Origin of the sequence: Leptospira brenneri (assembly GCF_002812125.1) — a bacterium.
GTDB lineage: Bacteria > Spirochaetota > Leptospiria > Leptospirales > Leptospiraceae > Leptospira_A > Leptospira_A brenneri.
The window spans coordinates 685,612-704,882 of the sequence record NZ_NPDQ01000001.1 but is presented as its reverse complement, the minus strand read 5'-3'; the positions used below and the strand labels follow the sequence as shown (position 1 = coordinate 704,882).

Below are 19,271 nucleotides of genomic sequence, written 5' to 3'. Positions count from 1 at the left end.
AATTCTCGTGTATTTTGCCATTTTTTCTCCGATTTATATTATCGGGATTTGTTGCATTAGATTCTTGAACCTACCATTTAATTCAATTTCTTACTGCACATAACCTTGTTTTTTGAGAATTTCTAAAGCATCAGTTCCTAGTTCTTGTTTGGATGAATAGTTTTTTTTCTGTCCACCTTCCTTCCAAAAATAAACTTTTGCATTCGGATGAATCACCGGACGTTTCGACCCAGATTCGTATAACAAATCACAGTTGGAATGACAGGAGTCCATACTCACTCCAAAATATCCTGTGAAGATTTCTGATTTTGGAATCTGTTTTTTAGAGAACAAAACATCAAACTCAGGGAAACTTACATCGGGATATACTTCAAAACTGATTTCAAAGGGTTTCATCCGTTTTGTATGAACCGATACGAACTTTCCTTTTTCCTCCAAAATAACATCATCAGGAATGGAAGCCATCCGAATGGTTCCACTAGGCACTCGAATCTGAATCTCTGTATCTGCAGACTCAGGTTGGATCGATAAATGATAGAGTGGGAGTTTTGGTTCCATCGAACGGATTTGTTTCCAAAACCGTTGGATTTTCTTTTCCAAACTTGGGTTTAATTTCATATCTTTTAAAGAAGCTATATTCGAAATCCTTAATGGATTTTCTTGGTTGGGATCTTTCTTTACATCAGAATATAAATAAAACTCACTTCCGACAGAACCTTGCCAAAACTTTCCCAGTTCATGAAATCGATAAGACCTCTGCAAAAGAAATTCCGATCCCTCGCCATACCCTTGAGTGAAGCGAGTTTCTCCGTAATAGGTTCGCTTTATGGTCTCTGTTTTTTCAATCAATGGTCGAAGTGATTTTCCATGAATCGATTTGGGAATGGTAAGTCCGAGGTAATCTAGAATGGTTGGGAATAGATCAATCGACCTTGTCATATTAGAGACTATCCCCTTTACCAAATTCCCTGGGAGTTTGATAAGAAGTGGTACATGAATGTTTTCTAAAAACAAATCCTGACCATGTCCATAGTATGTATTAGTTCCCGTAAAAGGAGAAATGGCATGAGCTGTGTTCATCACCTCACCATGGTCAGCCGTGATCAGGATGATCGTGTTATCCCAGAGGTTTTTCGTTTTTAGTGTTTCAAAAACCTTTCCCAGTTCCTCATCTACAAAAGCAACTTCTCCAAGATAATTTTCTTTTTTTTCATCCAGTACTTCATTGGTCCGGATTCGATCTGTAAATCCAGATGGTGGAGTGTATGGTTTGTGCGGATCATTATAGTTTAAGAATAGGAAAAAAGGTTTTTCGTGCGTTGCGATTTCTTCTAATACTTCAAAAGTTTTTTTGGTAATTTTTCGCGTGTCTTCGCTATAGTTTGAAAAATCATATAACTGATCAAAGCCGACATCTACCCCAAGACCATATTTATCTGTTAAAAATGGATTGTTTCCCACCATATAGGTAACAAATGAATTTTCTTTTAGTAATTTAGGGAGAGGCTTTTTTTCTGTTCGATAGAAAGCATCCACTTCCGATTTTGTTGTGGGGTAGTCCCAGAAATTAACTGGATTTGCTGAAGCATATTTCCCAGTAAAAAAAACAAGTGTAGAGGGCCTAGTCCAAGCAGCATTTACCAAATGGTATTGAAAGGACACTGCATTTTTCTGAAACAAATCTAAGTTAGGTGTCACTCCGTAACGACCGATGATATCACCACGAAGAGAATCGATCACTATCCAAAGAACATTGTAACGTTTTGATGTCAGAGGAACAGATTCAGCATTTGACACTGAATCTGTTTTTTTACAAAGGAAAAAAAAGGAAAGGCAAGATAAAAGAAGTAATAATTTTGTTTTTATAAAAAACGATTCAGTTTTCAAGACTTAACATCAAACATCTGCAAGGCGGTAAGCCAAACACCGATCAAAATAAAAGCAATCCCTAACCATTGCGTTAAGTTTAACCTTTCTTTAAAGAAGAGAGACGAAGCAATGAGAACAATAATAAAACCACTAGAAGTGAACACAGGATAAGCTAGAGAAAGTTTCAAACCTTTACCCAAAACATATCGATATCCAAGCAGAGCCAAACCAAAACTGGCAAGCCCACCAATAAAGTAAGGATTGAATACCGTAAAGATTGTATCCCAAAGACCACCTGACAATGTTTTTGTATGATCTTGTAAGGATGAAGATTTGATTAAAATATTAGCCAAGGCATTGAAGAATACGGCTATACAGAAGAAGAGGATGACCTGGAATTGCATGGGATAGAGACAAAATCCGATCTAAATCGGGAAGGGTCAAATAGAAAAATGAAATCAAAATCCTTTCAGTTCAGAAACTGGGAATGTGCCTACTTAGATTCGGAAACTCCGGGTCCCGTTCTCGTTTTCTGTCATGCCAATGGCTATAGTGCCGGTTGTTACCAGTATTACTTTCAATTATTATCAAAACACTACCGTGTGATTGCTCCTGATTTTTTAGGACATGGTCGTTCTGAGTTCAGTTTAGAGTTTAATAATTGGAACGTGTTCCGAGACCAAATTTTGGCTTTACTCGATCACGAATCGATTACCAAAACAAATATCATTGGCCATTCACTCGGCGGAGCCTCTTCTCTTTTGGCAGCAGCAAAAGCACCGGATCGATTTGAAAAAGTCTTAGCGATGGATCCTGTTATCCTAGGTTGGAAGATGATCTTGCTTTCCAAATTTTTAGAGAACCCTCTTGCAACAGGAGCAAAAAAAAGAAGAAGCCATTTTAAATCTATTGAACTTGTTAGGCGGTCATTTAAAAAATTCCCTGCCTTTGCCAACTTTGAACCGTCCATCTTTGAAGATTATCTAAATTCTTGTTTTGAAAGCACAGGTAACGAAACGGAAGTCAAACTTTGTTGCGATCCAAGAGTGGAAGCCAGGATCTTTGGACATGCGCACTTTCATGTATTCAAAAACTTTTATGGAATCAAAACCGAAAACCATATTGCCATTCCCGAAAAGTTCGAAGTTTGTAGCCCAAAACTTGCAAACCTACTCACAAAAGTAAATCCAAAGTCAGATGTTACTATCTTTCCTGGGTTCACACATTTTTTCCCTTTTGAAAGACCAAAAGAAACATGGGAATGGATGCAACGATGTTTGGGGATAAAAGAAGGGTAAGATAGACCTCAGAGAGAGAGAAGAGACGGGCGCCTCGAATTAGTTAGGTGAAAAAAATCTATCCTAAACCGACCGTGCTATCCGCTGCAATCTTTCGCATTTGCGAAAGGATTTCCGCTTCTATCACTACTTCGGCAAGCTCAGCACAAATGGCGCGGGAGATTGGACCTTTAGGCGAAGTGATACAAAACCTGAACAATGAGTTTAATTCTTAAATATTTTGTATGTTCTTTTCTACTATTTTAGCAAATTCGATACATTTTGAAAGAACTTCATCGTAACCTTCTCCATGATAAGAAACTTCATTTCCGGAATTCCGTAATCCCAAAAAGTGATAAATACCATTTGAAGTTTCCTTATAAAAGAATTTCCAATTCGATAATTCAGAAACTCCTAAACAGGATTTATATTGCTTCATTAATCTAAGTTGCCTTTCGCATAATGAACTATATTTTCTTCCCCACCTTATATATTAATCGCTTCACCAAGCACTGCCGCGGCACTTTCCATAATTCCTTCTGCCAAAGTTGGGTGTGCGTGGATCGTATTTGCAAGTTCCTTTACCGTGATCTCCATATTGGCACCTAATGTAAGCTCTGCGATCATCTCTGTTGCCCCACTGCCAATGATATGGGCTCCTAAAATTTCACCGTGTTTTTTATCAGAAACAATTTTCACCATCCCAGTAGTGTCTCCTTGGGCCTGGGCTCTTCCACTTGCCGTGAAAGGAAATTTCCCTACTGAGATTTCATACCCTTGTGCTTTGGCTTTTTCCTCTGTAAGACCGAGACTCGCCACTTCTGGATGGCAATAGGTACAACCTGGGATATAAGAATAGTTTAGTCTTGTTATTTGTAAATGATGAGGATTTCCGAGTCGCACAGATATATCTTCTGCCGCACGGATCCCTTCTGCGCTAGCCACATGTGCAAGAGCTGGTGTAGGAATACAATCCCCAATCGCATAAATATGATCCACTGTAGAGCGATAGTTACCAACAAAGTCAATTAATCCGTTTTTTAGTTTAACCCCGATTTCATCCAAACCAATAGAATTAGTATTCGGAGTGATTCCCACTCCAACAATCACCTTATCAAAGTTTAACTTTTCTTTTTTTGCCGATTTACGATCCTGTAAAGTGAGTTCCACTCCCGATTCAGAAACCGAAGCAGTTTCCACTCCATAACTTAAGTATTGTTCAATCCCTCGTTTTTTAAAACTTCTCTCAAGGATTCCGGATATTTCTAAGTCTTCGTTAGGAAGAAGATGGTCTTGGAATTCAACGATTGTCACCTTTGATCCCATACTCGCATAAAAATCAGCAAACTCCACTCCAATGGCACCAGCTCCAATGATGGCAAGATTAGGAATTACTTTTGGTTCGTTCATTGCATCCCTTGCAGATAACACTCGTTTACCGTCGAATGGCAAAAAAGGAAGAGCTTTATTCTTAGCACCCACTGCTAAAATATAAAAATCCGCTGTATAAGAAATCTCTTCTCCAGAATTTGTTTTGACTTGGATGGTTTTGGAATTTTGAAAACGAGCTTCACCATTTACCACAGTGATTTTGTTTTTCTTCATCAGAAATTCAACACCTTTGGCCATTTGGTCCGCAACAGATCTTGATCTTTTGATCACTGCTTCAAAGTCGGCTTTGATATTATCACAAGAAAGTCCGAAACTTGCCGCATGTTTTAAATGTTCAAGCACATGGGCACTTTCTAACAAGGCTTTGGTGGGGATACAACCCCAGTTCAAACAAACCCCCCCGAGTTTTTCGCGTTCCACAATACATGTTTGTAAACCTAATTGTGCGGCTCGGATGGCCGCGACATAACCGCCAGGCCCTCCTCCAATAACGATCACTTGGAAATGGTTTGGATTGGACATAGGATCTCCCGATAGATTGGGATACCGTACAAAAAAAAGAAAGTCAAGACCTCTTTTTGGCTACGATGAGCATCCTTGCTCCCGTTTTTGTATATTTTTCTCCGTCGTAATTGCTATAAACATGCAGAACATCAAATTTATTATCGTCTAAGAAATTCCGCACTTGTGGAAAGTGAAACACACGCATCGTATGTTTGTCTTTTAAATCCTTTTGATTCAAATTATATACATAATTTACTTCTACAATAGCAACATCATCTGCTCTTGTTAATCGAAAACCACGATTTCGGCGAATCGATGTTGCCCCTTGCCTTACATTACTCACTGTCGTGATTGGCTTTCGTTTGATTCTGTGAATTGGGTCTGCATTCCAGATTTCCAAAACGAGAAGTCCCGCTTGTTTTAAATTTTTATGACAATTTCGAAGGAAGTTTTGAACCAAATCATCATTAATAAGATAATTAAAAGTCCCATACAGACAAATGACAGAATCTACAGGTTGTTTGGCGACGTAGTTTTCCATTTTACCCAATTCAAACTGGCAATGGGGAAATCTAACTTTTGCAATCTCGAGCATACGAGGAGATCCGTCCACTCCTAGTGGTTTGAATCCCATTCCTTGGAGTTCCTTAATGTGTTCTCCCGTCCCGCATCCAATGTCTAAAACCGTATGGATTTTATGTCGCTTAAATGTATCCCGCAGAAAGAGGATTTCTTCTGAAAACTTGCGACTAGCTTCTTCGATGGTAAAATAGTATTCGGCCAATTCAGAATAGAGTTTCATTTGCCCCTAGCGGAAAAGGAAAATCAGTTCAGCGAATCCCCATTTTACCCGTTATATTGAGTAACGGCTAAGTCATCATGAAACGATATACAATTCCCACAATTTTTTTTGTCATTGGACTCATCCTCCAATATACAATTTATTTTTCCTGGGTGAGTTTTACCCTCCTCACCGTTTCTTGTTTGCTACTCACTTTGTTTTTATATAGTTTGGACTTTCAAAAACCAAACCAAAACACGGAAACATCCCATCTCTTAAATCAAAAAAATCCTTCTGACCCATCAAAAGAACCTGATGTCGTTTTTGATACAGAAACATCGCTACCAGTAGAAGCATCCAACAAAGAACCAAAACCAAAAGACATTCTCTGGAAAAAAGATCCCGTTTTACTGGCAAGAGAATCGATTCATTCTGAAGAACGTTTGCTGTTTTGCGAAACGGTAAAGGAATTTCCATTCCCTTTTATCACAGAAAAACTTACCTCCATCCAATACGTATATTATGATGGGAAAGATTTTAAAGAATGTTACTGGCAAAAGGCCGGAATGATGGTAGAAACTGATGACAATCCCATCGAATGGGAGGAATACGAAGAAGGAAGAATTAAAGAACTACTTCCTGCGATTTCATTCGACAAACGACGATTATACATTCCTCTTACAATGAACGCACATTTATTTGGGTTTTTATGTTTTTCGACCAAAGAATCTTGGAATGAATCCGAAATTCAATCTTTCTGGGAAAAATCAACAATCATCTCAGAAAAAATTATGACAAAAAAAGAATATGTAAAGGTTACGAAACATCCAGTTTCAAAACTTTTCAATGTATCCCATTTTTACGGGATGGCAAAGTCAGCATTTGAATCCCAAGAGAAAGTAACTCTCATTTTGTTCAAATTCATTGATACAAACTTTCAAACAGAAATTGCCATTGGACTCAACTTACTTGGGAAACAAAATGCGGTTCTTGGATTAGGTTTGTACCAATTGGAAAATAATTTATACGCAAGTATCATTTCCAATGATAAACTAGATGATTTTTCTGAATTTTTTAAGCAGTTCATAGAAGAACTAGATAGTTTAGGCTATCCATCTGAAGTAGCACTTGGATACTCTAACCAGTCTATCCCGGGAATTAAATTCGATGTTTGGATCAAAGCAGCATATCAATCTTTAGAAGAGAGTATCCTTTATCACGCAGCCTAGATGGATCCTTTAATTGACGAAAAATTCATCCTGACGGTTTCGCAAGTATTACCGGAACATTTTCAAAAATCCCTATTAGTATTTGCGGAACGAGAGGCTTATGGTCCTTCTAAAAACGAAGGACTTTGTTTTGAGAATTGTACTCTTGTTGAATTTGTTGGTGATATTAATGGAAAAGTATATCTTGCTTTGGATGGATACACAAAACTAAAACTCCTTCCTAAAATTGCCAAAGCCTTTCAAATTGATCCCACATCTCGTGCTCACTCTGCTTCCATCATGATGGAGTTTGCCAACCAGATCGCAGGAAAATTAATCACAGAAATGAGACTGGGACGTTATGAAATTGATATTTTACCTCCAGAAAATTTAAATCATAAACTAGTTCCAATTTCTTTAGAACACTTTCGCCAATACATTCTTATCTTTAATCTTAAAGATAGAAGAGGTGAAGAATATATGGGTAGGCTCTATTTGATTTTATTGTTGGAAAAATTTCCCACTCCCAAAAACTAAATCCGAATGAAACCTTATGTTTTGGCAATCCCACTTGTCTTGAGTTATGCAGGGTTAAAACAAAAAAAATCTTTAGAACGTAAAGAACTCAAATTGCCTGGTACCGGCCGCAGAGTGTTTCACTTTTATCCTGTTGGCAAAAATCCAGAATCATTGCCAGGTGTTTATATCCAACATGGAATGAGCGTTATGGGAATTGATGATCCCAGAATTTTGGAACTCGCGGAAAACATAGCAAGTTCTGATCATAGTGTAATCCTTCCCGAACTTCCAGAAGTCAAAGGACTCAAAATCGAAGAAAAAACCATCTCCAACATCGAAGACTTGATGATGGAAATTCATTCCACAAAACATCTATTTAATGGAGATGACTTAGGATATTTATCCGCTAGTTTTTCTGGTGGGATGGGACTCATTGCCGCATCCAAATCAAACACAAGAAATAAAATCAAAACTTCTATGGCTATCGGAGCCTATTGTGATTTTTTAGATACGGTACCGTTTGTTTGTTCGAATTACAAAGTTGATCCGTACGCTGTGTACGTAATTCTTTATAACTTTCTCCATTGTTTTGAACCGGAACTTTCCGCCGAATTACAACCAGTCTACTACGCGGCAGCTTTGGACAATGGATTCAAAAGAACCGGAAATGCAGCCGAAGCCCAAGTTCTTCTGGAAAAAACTTCTAAAAAAGCCAAAGAATTCTTTTCGCAGGTGGAAACAGACGAAACCTTTCGGCGAGAACTTGCCAAACGAATTCTGACCACTGTTCCGAAAAATCTTCCTGAAAATCTTTCTCCTTTTTACCAACTAGAAACCCTGAGTGGGCCAGTATCCCTCCTGCATGGAAAAACCGACCCGGTCATTTCTCCGGAAGAATCGGAAAAACTAACACAGCTTTTTCAAAAAAAAGGGATTTCCTATGTCTACCGGAGTTCCACGGCCTTAACCCATGGGGATAGCCTCCCCCTCCACTCCCAAATTTTTGGGGTTCCGGCCCTCCTCCAGACCTTCGGAAGTTTTCTATATTGGCTGGACCGATAGAATTTGTCGTTTCTCCTAAGAAACGTGCCGATAATTGTTACAGAATGGACGTAAAAAATGCACCGGACTTCAATCCGGAACGGGGACTGAAAATCCAAATCTCCGAGGACCGACTGACCGCAACTTTGGTAACAAAACCAATTTGGTTGTTAGGTGGTTCTATGAGCAATATTTTAATTTATGAAGCTCTAGACAATGCATCAATTCATAGGGATCGGATTTTGATGAAAGAGGTTGATAAAGCCGCCATCGAAATCGATAAAATTCTGAAAGATCCCACAAAAGTAAGAGAAGATTATAATTTCGTAGTCGGACAGGGAAATCCCGCCAAACAAGGAGAAAGTGGCTGGATTAAATTTTATTTTCCAAGAGCCCAACGAGTTGTCCTAAAAGAAGATGGATCTGCAGATTATAGAAATATCAATAAATATGTACACGTAAAAGAAGGGGAAAGACTTGCGACTTTGTTTGAAGGAGTTGCCGGCGAACAAGGGATTGACGTATTAGGAAATCCTATTTATCCTAATCCAATCGACAGACCTAGACTTACCTTAGGTAAAAACGTCCTACCTAAAACCATCGAAGATCCCGAAAAACCAGGAAGACAACTAAAAGAATATTTCGCATCTTTAAGTGGAGTTGTTTTTTCCACAGATACCTCTCTTACCGTATCACCAGAGTTAAATATTGAAAGTAATATTGGACTAGGAACAGGAAACATCAATTTTGAAGGAACCATCCGAGTGAAAGGTACCATCGAAGAAGGTGCCGTTGTCAACTGCCAAGGTTCTTTGTATTTAGATGGAAACGTAGAATCTTCAGACGTAGTTGTTGGTGAAGACTTAGAAGTCAAAGGTGGAGTGAAAGCCAAAGGAAAAGGTGTCATTCGTATCAAAGGTGACCTTCGTACGAAGTTTATCGAAAACGCAAACCTAGAAATCGATGGTGATTGTATTGTTGAGAATTTTATTTTAGGAAGTAAAATCCTTTGTTTGGGAAATATCATCTTAACTGGTGAATCATCTTCCATCATCGGATCTGATATTGTATCTTACCAAGGTATCACCGTATCATCTCTCGGTTCAACAGCACAAATGGACACCATTGTCGAAGTTGGATTTCATTATCGAAATGATAGACTCTTTACAGAAGGTAGTTCCAAACTCAGTGAATTTGAACGTGACCTAGAAACCCTTGTCCCAGAAATCCAAAAGATTAAAGAAGTGGTACAAAGATCTCGTGGAAAACTGGATGATGCAAGAAAAGAAAAGTTCAAAGAGATCTTTGATGCTTATCAGAAAAAAAGTAAAACTGTTGAATTACTTAGAGCTAAAATAGAAGAACTGAAAGGTGCTCGTTACAACCAAGACAATGTAAAAGTTGTGGTTCGTAACACTGCACACCCAGGGGCTGTCATTAAGTATAGAAGACAAGTGGAAAAAATCACCAAAGCCCAAACGGCCTTCGTCATGAACTTTTTCCCTAACCAAGAAAAAGCAATGTTAACTGCTTTTAAAGGGAAATAATCACCTAAACGTAGTTACAAATTCAATCCCAACTTCTTGAGTTTGGGAAAAATCACATAATGACAATAGGGATTTTGTGGATTTAAACTGAAATAGTTTTGATGATAATCTTCCGCAGGATAAAACTCTGGTGCGGGAGAAATTTCTGTTACGATTGGATCTGGAAACATAAATGCATGTTTTCTTTTGGACTCCACAGCTAGTTCTTTTTGTTTTTCATCCAAATAGAAAATAACAGATCGGTATTGAGTCCCTACATCATTTCCTTGCCTATTGAGAGTTGTTGGGTCATGAGAGGCCCAAAAGATTTCTAAAATTTTAGAATAAGTAATCACTTCAGGATCAAATTCTATTTCGATGACTTCTGCATGACCTGTAGTTCCAGTGCAAATCTCTTTGTATGTAGGATTTTTTGTCGAACCACCCGCATATCCAGATTTTACAGACAAGATCCCCGGAATCCGAAGATACACAGCCTCCGTACACCAAAAACAACCACCACCTAAAATAACTTTTTCCGTCATACAGACTTTAGACGAAGGGAAATCTCATTTGGAGGAAAACATCCAAATTCTGTGATGAAGTTTTTTATTAAATGAGACTTAGTCACATCAAAGGATGGGTTGAGTGCCCGAGCTCCGATTGGAGAGGTTTTCCCTTCTGGAAATAAATAATTTCCATCTGCAGATTTCAAAAAATCAAACTGTGTGACTTCTGATTCTTTACGCATTTCGATGGGAATTTCGTCACCAGTTTTTAAATTCAAATCAAAACTATCTTTTGTGGCGCAAACATAAAAAGGTACACCATGTTCTTTAGCAACAATCCCCAAATTATATGTTCCAATTTTATTTGCAGTGTCTCCATTGGCAGCGACCCGATCACAACCAACCACTACGGCATCAATTTTACGATGGTTCATGAGCCATCCACTCATTCCATCCGTAATGATATAACACTCAATTCCCTCTTCTATCATTTCAAAAGCAGTAAGTCTAGATCCTTGCAAAAAAGGTCTTGTTTCATCCGCATACACAACGACTTTTTTTCCGGCATCACGTAAACTCCGAATCACTCCAAGTGCAGTGCCATGCCCAGCCGTTGCGAGAGCTCCCGTATTACAATGAGTGATGATATGAAATTCAGATTGGTTTTTAGAAAAAAGGGAAACTCCATTTTCGCCTAATGCTTTATTGGCTGCTAGATCTTCTTTCATCATTTCAAGCCCAAAGTTTTCCCAAATTTTTGCAATTTGGTTCCAGTCTGTGATTTCCTGAACTCTTTTCTTAGCTTCTCGAATGGCATAACTCAAATTCACTGCAGTGGGTCTGGATTCCAAAATAGAAGAAAGTAAGGTTTCCACCTCTTTTGAACTGACTAAGCCTGACATAGATTTGGCGCCCAAAGCCAAACCAAAAACCCCTGTGATGGCAATTGCAGGCGCCCCCCTAACAGCCATTTCTCGGATAGCAATGATGGTTTCTTCCGCTGTGGTCAGTTTTAGAAATTCCTTTTTCCCTGGGAGAATTCGCTGGTCGAGAAGTTCTAAATGAGTGGATTTCCACTGGATGGGTAAAAATTCCGGATGAGGCATCTATCCATTTTTTTGGTACAGTGCCGAAAAAAAATGAAAAAACAGGTTGACAGATTCATGTGCAGCGCACAAAAAGAAGTGGTGCGATGCACAAAATAAGAACCGAAAAAGGGGAAATGAAAATGGAACAACAAGTAAAAGACGGATTAAACTTCATCCTAGGCGCAGTGAATACTGCAAAAATCGAAGCTGAAAAAGCTTTTTCCGATATCAACGCTGGATTCCAAAACCTAGCTGCTAAAGGTGCTCAAGACCAAAGCGAAGTTTCTGTAAACCTTCGAAAATACCTTCAAGAAGGGATTTCTCAAATCGACACTTTAGTTGGAAAAGCTAACACTGTTGTGGCTGATGCAAAAGCAAAAGTAGCATCTGTTACAACTAAAGCTTAATCAAATTTAATTTCTAATCAAAACCCGGATACGTACAACTATCCGGGATTTTTTTAGTGAATCCTCATTCGCCACTCGTTCCAAAACTCACCTAACTCATTTGTGAAATAAGTTTCTACCACCTCTAAATCAGAAAAGTTTTCATAGTTGATTTCAAAGGAAGTAAGGTTTTTTTCTTTTGAAGATATAAGTCTTGTACGAAATAGATCAACCATTTCCAATCTTAAGTCTTGGAATACTTTTTCCATGTTAAGACCAGAGAACTGGAAAAATTTTTCCAAAGCACCGACAAAGATATGATCAGCAGATAAAAAAGAATACTCAACCGAATCCTTTGCCATTTCGACAAAAAGAGACTCCCATAAATCTGCCAAAGCACTTTCTTTATTTTTACAATCATAAGCCTGACAGATAGAGGCTCCGTAAAAAGAAAAATTTTGGCTTTTAGGATCTCCCGTAAAAATAGGATGAATCATACAACCTATTCTCTGTTTGCTGGTATCTACATAACCCAAAAAAGGACAGTTGTAAGTCATATCATCTTTTTTAGGGATATGGGTTTCTTTGGTTTCTCTGTTTTTACGAAAAATGGGAAAACTATGTCGAACTTCAAAATTAACGGTGGATTGAAATTCTTCAGTTCTTTCTAATAATAATGTTTTAAATTCTTTTGGTTGTAGTTTTAAATTGAATAATCCACAACAAGCCCCACAAGATACATTACCTAGATCGGGATGGCATAAACTCAACTCTGCTTGGCTCCCGATACAAATGGCATAAGGCCGTTAAACACAAGTTCTAATTCTCCAGTTTCTTTTCGTTCTTTAAAGTAAGTTGGAAAAGGAATGACTACCTTACGACTTTCATGTACGAGCACAAGGTTTCCTTTGTGTTTATAAAATTGTTCCTGTAATTTGTCTTTGGTACCTGGAGAGGACGGAAACAAATAAGTTGGTTTGGTTCCTTTAAAGTAGAAATGTGGGTTTTGATTTTCAGAAACCAAAAGAATACTCACTCGTTCGAGTTCCGAGAACTCAAGTAACATGTTTTCCAAAAAGAATTGCAAAATGATTTGGTAGGATTCGATCTCTTCTTCTTTGATCTCCTCTCGTTCCCAAGCTTTCATCCAACCAACGATTTTAAAAATAGTTTCTTTTTGTTCGTGTAAAACAGGCAATGCGAGTTCTAAAATACTAGAGATTTTTAACTTTTGGAAGTCCCAAACACAACCATATACCAATTCCCACCACTTACGAAGAGAGACAGCATCATCAGGGTTATTGGGAATGGATTTATTCATGGCATGTGCGGCATGATCACTAAAAACCATCATACCAACAACTTGGCTAATTGCTTCGAACAACTTAGCTAAATTTAGAATATTATTTTTCCCAATGGATTTTGATTTATGAGAATTGATAAACTTTGAATAGGCAACTGCGATTGGTGTGGGATAAAATTCTAAAACAGTGGTCGGGTTTAGAATTTTCGTAGAATGAAAATTCCTTCTTTCTTTTACAAACATCGAAAAATCCGGATTTCCATACAAAGCATAATTTGCCCAGGTTAAATCATTTGCATGATAGTTTCTTCTGGCAAACTCCTTAGACAAAAACAAAGACTCACCTACAGATTTATCAGAAAAGAGAAAAGTATAAAACCTTACTGTAAAATCGATGGTTCTTTCGTTGTCTAAGATTTCCCAATTCGTGCCCACAAAGGTTTTGATCCCTGCAGTTAAAAAAGCTCCTGCATATTGGTTCATGATATTTGTGTTTAATTTTTTAACCGTTGATTTTGCAGACATACAAGAATTGGAAAAAACCAAATCTGTATCGATTCCAGTTGATTTGATTTCTCTTGCTTTTAAAACCTTTCCGTCAGATAACAACCAACCATTTTCCAATGAATCATCCGAAAAATGTAAATGCCCCGAATAATGAATGATATGTTTGTCTTTGATAAGAGACAGTAACTTAAGTTTGGTGACTTGTTTCCCACCGATAAACTCTAATTCCAAAAGATGGGTTGGAACTTTTTGACTGAGTACAGAAAACAAAACCTCTCCTTCCTTTTGTGCATGTGGAAGGTCCTCTGTGGGATCGGCAATGATGAGCATTTTGATCTTTCGGTTTTCGTGTCGAGTGGGACGGTGTAGTCCCCCACGAATGGTTTTACCAATTCGAAATTTATCGGAAAGAAAACTAGCACCGTCATGTAAGAGTTCCCAAGGAATGAGAGCAAGAGCCGGATCAATATTAAAATGGATACTATGTCGGGTTGTATTTTTTAATTTTTCGATGATGGAAAGAGGAAAAAACTGTTGGTAAAAAGTTTCACCTAACACTTTCAAGTCTTGTAGGATATCTGCATTTAAAATTTGGTTGGGATTGGAAAGAACAGACTGAGAAACATGAACGAGTCTCTCCACTTCCCCTAAATATTCAAAAATAAGGTCGTCGTCTAACGTGGATTGTATGTGGGATTCTTCTACAGGGAGATTATCTTCTAAAACATTGAAGATATTAACGTTACCAACTCTATCTATGATCAGGGAGAGCATGCTCCCATGAAACTATCCAAGAAGGATAGACAAGTCAAACGATTTTGATTGGCCTGAACCCACAAACTCAATTGTGTAACTACCTGGGACTAACCCCGAAAAACTGGCGCTACCTTCTAAATTGATTTTGCTGGAAAGAATAAACCTTCCTTCTCGACGCAAGTTGACTTGTTGGAAAACAGGAGTTCCCTCTGCTTTGACAGAAAGATAGACCTCACCTTGGTTTTCTTTTACAATTTGGTAGTAAAACTTTTGGTCTTCGCTAGTGGTTTCCTCAAAGATAACAGAGTTGGCATCACCTGACCGAACCTCAGCAGAAGCTGATCGCATGGAAGGAGCAAACTCAAAACTCTCTTTGATTTGTAGAGATTCCACAAGACTATCAATCACCCGGATTCCTGACTGTGTCAGACGAACGATAAGACTGTCTTTTTTTTCCGGTAGAGTTAGATTTTTACGAGTATATTCTTTTAAAAATTCAGGTAGAGGGATTGGTGATTGTTTTAAGGTAAGTTCTGCTTTGGCCAAATCCCAAGTCTCTGCGAAAGAGTGGCTAGAAACCGTCTCCCCTCGTAGGCTTGCAAAAAAAACTTCCTCACAGTATAAATAGGCTTCTTGGAGATCAGGATGACTTTGCAACTCATCCTCACTCGGAAATTCACCTCGGACAAAAAGTCCTCTGGCTAGCTCCAGAACGTTTGCGTTAAAACCCTGATTTTCCATGTCAAATTCCACCCTGTAAAAATATGACGAAGGAAATCAGGCCTCGCCAGCCAAAGAATGCATTTTTTTTTGCATTTTTTCGAGAACTCGGAGTAAGGTTACGCTCACCCCACCTTCGGAAATCCCTAAAATTCGGGCAATTTCACGGTAAGGGGTGCGAACGAGAAAATGTCCCTTCTGCTTTTTCTCGATGAGTTTTTTTCTCTGTTCGTACTTTTTGGCAAGGGCATGGTCCAAACGTTCTTTATAATAGAGCGCTTCTACAGAATCACCTTGAGCTTTGGATTTTTTTTGTTCCTTTAAATCCAGAATATTCAAATACAAAGAAGTAATTTTATCTTCCATTTTTAAGTTTTCTTCTTCGCGGTTCGAAAGTTCCTCTCGAAGTCTTAAAACTTCGATACGAATTTCTTCTTCAGTACGATCTGTTTTTTCCGCGACGAATTTGATCTCTTCCGGATCTAAGTGGAGATAATAAACAAAGGACAATTTGAATACAACACGGTTCTCAATTTTGATTGTGGATAATACAGAATGAAACTGGTCGGAAACATCCACAGCGAGAGCCAAAGCCTCTGACCTTTTGTCTGGTTCGTCTTCGATGGTACTGTATTCTTTCCCGTCTTTATTGACTTTAGAGACAGATTGAGTTTTGACTTCTCTTTTTGTGCGCTGCCAATCAATGAGTAAATTCCGGAGAACAGAAAAAAACCAGGTTTTGAAACTAGATTTTCCCACAAAACTTTTGAAACGTTTTCCTGTTTTCAATCGTTCGAAGGCGTAAATATAATAATCGGATGCATCATCTTCACTGAGGTGAAAAACGCGGATGGGGAAGTTGTAGATATCCTGCGAATAAATATCAAAAAAAGTTTGGAGAGACTTTTCGTCACCCGCACCGCAGGCCTTTACAATTTCCAGAATTTCTTCGTTTGTATGAGAAGTGAGTTTCATTATCTACTTTCCTAAAAAGGAACCCGCCTGGATACTTCTCTAAACATGAGAAGTATTGTTGTAGTATTGAGTCTCTTGGCAAGTTTTATTTTCGCAGAGGAACCTGTATCCGAATCAAAACCCGAGTTTGTTTGGCCCATCCAGGGTTTAGATTTGCCTGCTCTCATCACAAGTACTTTTGGGGAATCGAGAAAGGATCATTTTCACAATGGACTCGATATCTCCTCTGTTCTGCAGCCTGTCAAAAGTATGAGTCAGGGTTTTATTCTATATTCCCGTTATGCGGAAGATGACCCCTTTGAAGAAGAGCGAGGTTCGGGAAATATTGTCTGGGTGGCACATAAAAGCGGTTATGTGAGCGGATATTACCACCTTGGAGGGACAAGGAATGAGACAGTAAGAACGGGCAAACAGGTGTCTGCTGGCGATACCATTGGAATCTCAGGAAATACGGGGCATTCGACAGGTGGTCACCTACACTTTGTTTTGGGAAAAGACTATGGAAAAACACTACTTGATCCTCTGGCCTACCTCCCTCCAGTGGAGGACACGATGCCTCCTCAAATTGCAAACCTCTTTATTCATGTAGGGGAAAATTTTACAAATCTAAATGATGGAGACAATATCAATGTTTCCAAAGCCTTTCCTCTTACCGTTAGCATCATTGATGGTGGGATCAAAAATAGCCAAAGGAGAGGTGTAAAAGATGTAAAATTCCTCTTTAATGGAGAGGCATACAAACAAGCCAACTTTTCCTCCTTGAGATTTGAAGAAGGGAAATGGAAAACCATAGAAGGCCATAGTTTCGATGATTTATTTTTTAAAGATCGTTATTTGGTGGGTGTTCTTAATTTAAAAGCCGGGGAAAATGTAATCAAGGTGCAAACCAAAGATTTTAGCGGAAAAGAATCAGAAAGAAGTTTTAGCATCAACATTACAAGAATTAGTGGAGGAAATTAATCCCCCACCATCCAAAAACAGATCTCACAAATTTAAACTTTAGTTATTGGAATATAGTTTTGTGATCTCTGATTTATATTTGTCAGTGATCACATGCCTCTTTAAAGAAAGTTTGGCAGTCAACTCGTCACCCACTTCAAATGGTTTTGGTAAAATCACAAGACCAACAACTCTTTCAAATGATTTAAATCCTGTTTGCGAATTCACCTTTGTTTTAATTTCTGTTTCTATTTTTTGAATGACCTCTTTTTGATTCCAGAATTCTCCAGCGAGTGGTTCTTCAAATCTAGAAACATTCGGATAAACAAGAACACTCAAATACTTTTGGTCTTGTCCGACAACCATACACTGATCAATCCATTCCGATTCTAAAATCTTGGACTCAATAGGAACTGGCTCAACATTCTCACCACCTAACAAAACAATAGTTTCTTTCGATCGCCCCACAATCCGAAGGTTATGATTTGCAGTAAAAATTCCGAGGTCTCCCGTATTCAACCAACCATCTACCAAAACCTTGTTTGTGGCATCAGGGTTTTTATAATAACCCGCCATAACTTGTTTTCCTTTTACATGGATTTCTCCTTTGCGTCCGAAAACAAACTTCCCCACTTCCGTATCTAAAAAGACTTCACCAGTATGAAGGTCCACGAGTCTTAAAAAAGTTTTTGGAAAAATCCTTCCTACAGAACCTGGAATGATTTCTTCAAAGGTCCGCATAGCAAGTACAGGTGCTGTTTCGGTCATTCCATAACCTTCCAAAACAGGAATACCAATGGTATTAAAGAATTCATCCACATGGTAAGGCAAAGCTCCTCCACCAGAACAAGAACCACGAAGTTCTCCGCCAGTTGCTTTGCGAATTTTCGATAAAACCAAAAAATCAAAAAACAAATGAGGTAAACCAACAAGGAAAAAACGATATAGATGGTAAACAAAACGAATGGCCTGTTTCCAAAACACAACAGGATGGATATCTAAAACATTGCCTGTAATGATTTGTCTCGAAACAAAAGATCTTTTTGCAAAAAACATCGCAACTTGAAACATCTTTTGTTTGATTACTGATGATTTTGCAAGTGTGCCGAGAATTCCTGAGTATATACTTTCCCAAAGCCTTGGAGCAGATGCCATAAAGTTTGGTTTCACAAATTTTAGATCTTCTTTTAACGTACGTACACTACTGTAATAAGTACAAGCTCCATAATACAAACTAAAGATTTCAAAAATTCTTTCGAAGATATGCCAAACAGGGAGGATTGATAAAATTCGATCTCCCTTTTGTAGATTGATAGGAAGATTTTTCAATTGGAAAAGGATGTTTCCTTGGGTCAACATCACACCTTTGGGAGTACCTGTGGTTCCCGAAGTATAAATCATAGTAAACAAATCAGATTCTTTGATTGTGTTGTTTAAAAACACAGAATCCGATGAGTCAGCTTTTCTAAGTTCTCTTCCTTTTGCTACCAATCCTTGTAAGGTTGAAATTTTAATTCTTCGTGAACTCATCTCCTGATTTCCGCCTTTCGGAGGATAGATGATTACAATTTCTTTTAGAAATTCCAACTCAGATTCCAAACGAATGACTTTTTTGAATACAGCTTCGTTTTCTACAAACAAAACCTTGGATTCGGAATGGTTAAGGATGTACAAAATATCATGATCCGTGACATCAGAAGCTCTCGGAACATCAACTGCACCTAACAAAGTTATGGCGATACTTATTTGTATCCATTCATAAGCATTATCAGCAAAAATAGCAACTTTTTCCCGTTCGGACAAACTAGACCTTAGACCAAATGCCAAATCCTTTGCATCAGAAAGCAGGTTATTGTAAGTTTTAAACTGATAAACACCGGCACCGGTTCGTGTTGCAAAAGCGTTTTTGTGTCCGAATTTTGCCGGAAGGTTTAAATAAAAATCAATCATCGTTCGCATTGAATTTCCTCG

At 38.3% G+C, this 19,271-nt stretch carries 19 protein-coding genes; 7 read left to right on the top strand and 12 right to left on the bottom strand.

Annotation, left to right across the window (positions count from 1 at the left end; translation table 11 throughout):
- Positions 1-90: 90 nt before the first annotated feature.
- Positions 91-1,887, bottom strand: a complete 1,797-nt coding sequence (locus CH361_RS03375) for a sulfatase (RefSeq protein ID WP_100789384.1) — start codon at positions 1,885-1,887, stop codon at positions 91-93.
- Complete coding sequence (locus tag CH361_RS03370) at positions 1,884-2,273, bottom strand: DMT family transporter (protein WP_100789383.1); 390 nt, start codon at positions 2,271-2,273, stop codon at positions 1,884-1,886. The genes CH361_RS03375 and CH361_RS03370 overlap by 4 nt, the downstream gene beginning before the upstream one ends.
- Between CH361_RS03370 and CH361_RS03365 the strand changes: the two genes are divergently transcribed.
- Positions 2,268-3,167 carry an alpha/beta fold hydrolase gene (locus CH361_RS03365; RefSeq protein WP_100789382.1) on the top strand — a complete coding sequence of 300 codons (900 nt, stop codon included), beginning with the start codon at positions 2,268-2,270 and terminating at the stop codon, positions 3,165-3,167. The two genes, CH361_RS03370 and CH361_RS03365, sit on opposite strands and share 6 nt — an antisense overlap.
- 211 nt (positions 3,168-3,378) lie before the next feature.
- Here CH361_RS03365 and CH361_RS03360 read toward each other — a convergent pair whose 3' ends face one another.
- The 3 genes from CH361_RS03360 to CH361_RS03350 are packed head-to-tail and all read right to left on the bottom strand — an operon-like array spanning position 3,379 to position 5,844.
- Positions 3,379-3,585 (bottom strand): hypothetical protein, encoded by a 207-nt coding sequence (locus tag CH361_RS03360; protein ID WP_100789381.1) that lies wholly within the window; start codon positions 3,583-3,585, stop codon positions 3,379-3,381.
- Between the two features lie 47 nt (positions 3,586-3,632).
- Entirely contained in the window at positions 3,633-5,060 is a 1,428-nt protein-coding gene (lpdA, locus tag CH361_RS03355) for a dihydrolipoyl dehydrogenase (protein WP_100789380.1), read from the bottom strand.
- A gap of 43 nt (positions 5,061-5,103) precedes the next feature.
- Positions 5,104-5,844 carry a class I SAM-dependent DNA methyltransferase gene (locus tag CH361_RS03350; protein ID WP_100789379.1) on the bottom strand — a complete coding sequence of 247 codons (741 nt, stop codon included), beginning with the start codon at positions 5,842-5,844 and terminating at the stop codon, positions 5,104-5,106.
- Between the two features lie 77 nt (positions 5,845-5,921).
- Between CH361_RS03350 and CH361_RS03345 the strand changes: the two genes are divergently transcribed.
- Genes CH361_RS03345 through CH361_RS03330 form a run of 4 tightly spaced genes read left to right on the top strand, consistent with a single transcriptional unit; the run spans position 5,922 to position 10,138 of the window.
- A complete protein-coding gene (locus CH361_RS03345) occupies positions 5,922-7,052 on the top strand; it encodes a hypothetical protein (RefSeq protein ID WP_100789378.1) in 1,131 nt (376 codons plus the stop codon).
- Positions 7,053-7,568: a chemotaxis protein CheX gene (locus CH361_RS03340; protein ID WP_100789377.1), complete on the top strand. Its 516-nt coding sequence runs from the start codon at positions 7,053-7,055 to the stop codon at positions 7,566-7,568.
- A gap of 6 nt (positions 7,569-7,574) precedes the next feature.
- Positions 7,575-8,612, top strand: a complete 1,038-nt coding sequence (locus CH361_RS03335; RefSeq protein WP_100789376.1) for an alpha/beta hydrolase — start codon at positions 7,575-7,577, stop codon at positions 8,610-8,612.
- 44 nt (positions 8,613-8,656) lie between these two features.
- Positions 8,657-10,138, top strand: coding sequence for a DUF342 domain-containing protein (locus CH361_RS03330; protein ID WP_100789375.1), 1,482 nt, complete (start codon positions 8,657-8,659; stop codon positions 10,136-10,138).
- Positions 10,139-10,152: 14 nt separating this feature from the next.
- Here CH361_RS03330 and msrA read toward each other — a convergent pair whose 3' ends face one another.
- Positions 10,153-10,662 (bottom strand): peptide-methionine (S)-S-oxide reductase MsrA, encoded by a 510-nt coding sequence (gene msrA, locus CH361_RS03325; RefSeq protein WP_100789374.1) that lies wholly within the window; start codon positions 10,660-10,662, stop codon positions 10,153-10,155.
- On the bottom strand, positions 10,659-11,732 hold the full coding sequence (gene mtnA / locus CH361_RS03320; RefSeq protein ID WP_100789373.1) for an S-methyl-5-thioribose-1-phosphate isomerase: 1,074 nt from the start codon (positions 11,730-11,732) through the stop codon (positions 10,659-10,661). The genes msrA and mtnA overlap by 4 nt, the downstream gene beginning before the upstream one ends.
- 122 nt (positions 11,733-11,854) lie before the next feature.
- On the opposite strand from mtnA, the gene CH361_RS03315 reads away from it, so the two are divergent.
- Positions 11,855-12,121, top strand: a complete 267-nt coding sequence (locus CH361_RS03315) for a sigma-54 down-regulated protein (protein ID WP_100789449.1) — start codon at positions 11,855-11,857, stop codon at positions 12,119-12,121.
- A 53-nt stretch (positions 12,122-12,174) separates the two neighbouring features.
- Here CH361_RS03315 and CH361_RS03310 read toward each other — a convergent pair whose 3' ends face one another.
- Genes CH361_RS03310 through CH361_RS03295 form a run of 4 tightly spaced genes read right to left on the bottom strand, consistent with a single transcriptional unit; the run spans position 12,175 to position 16,361 of the window.
- Positions 12,175-12,870: a hypothetical protein gene (locus CH361_RS03310; protein WP_100789372.1), complete on the bottom strand. Its 696-nt coding sequence runs from the start codon at positions 12,868-12,870 to the stop codon at positions 12,175-12,177.
- Positions 12,867-14,684, bottom strand: coding sequence for a CHAT domain-containing protein (locus CH361_RS03305; RefSeq protein ID WP_100789371.1), 1,818 nt, complete (start codon positions 14,682-14,684; stop codon positions 12,867-12,869). The genes CH361_RS03310 and CH361_RS03305 overlap by 4 nt, the downstream gene beginning before the upstream one ends.
- A gap of 12 nt (positions 14,685-14,696) precedes the next feature.
- Entirely contained in the window at positions 14,697-15,407 is a 711-nt protein-coding gene (locus CH361_RS03300; protein ID WP_100789370.1) for a hypothetical protein, read from the bottom strand.
- 36 nt (positions 15,408-15,443) lie between these two features.
- Positions 15,444-16,361 (bottom strand): sigma-70 family RNA polymerase sigma factor, encoded by a 918-nt coding sequence (locus CH361_RS03295; RefSeq protein WP_100789369.1) that lies wholly within the window; start codon positions 16,359-16,361, stop codon positions 15,444-15,446.
- 45 nt (positions 16,362-16,406) lie between these two features.
- Between CH361_RS03295 and CH361_RS03290 the strand changes: the two genes are divergently transcribed.
- Positions 16,407-17,321 (top strand): M23 family metallopeptidase, encoded by a 915-nt coding sequence (locus tag CH361_RS03290; RefSeq protein WP_100789368.1) that lies wholly within the window; start codon positions 16,407-16,409, stop codon positions 17,319-17,321.
- Between the two features lie 39 nt (positions 17,322-17,360).
- Here CH361_RS03290 and CH361_RS03285 read toward each other — a convergent pair whose 3' ends face one another.
- Positions 17,361-19,259: an AMP-dependent synthetase/ligase gene (locus CH361_RS03285; protein ID WP_100789367.1), complete on the bottom strand. Its 1,899-nt coding sequence runs from the start codon at positions 19,257-19,259 to the stop codon at positions 17,361-17,363.
- Between the last annotated feature and the right edge of the window lie 12 nt (positions 19,260-19,271).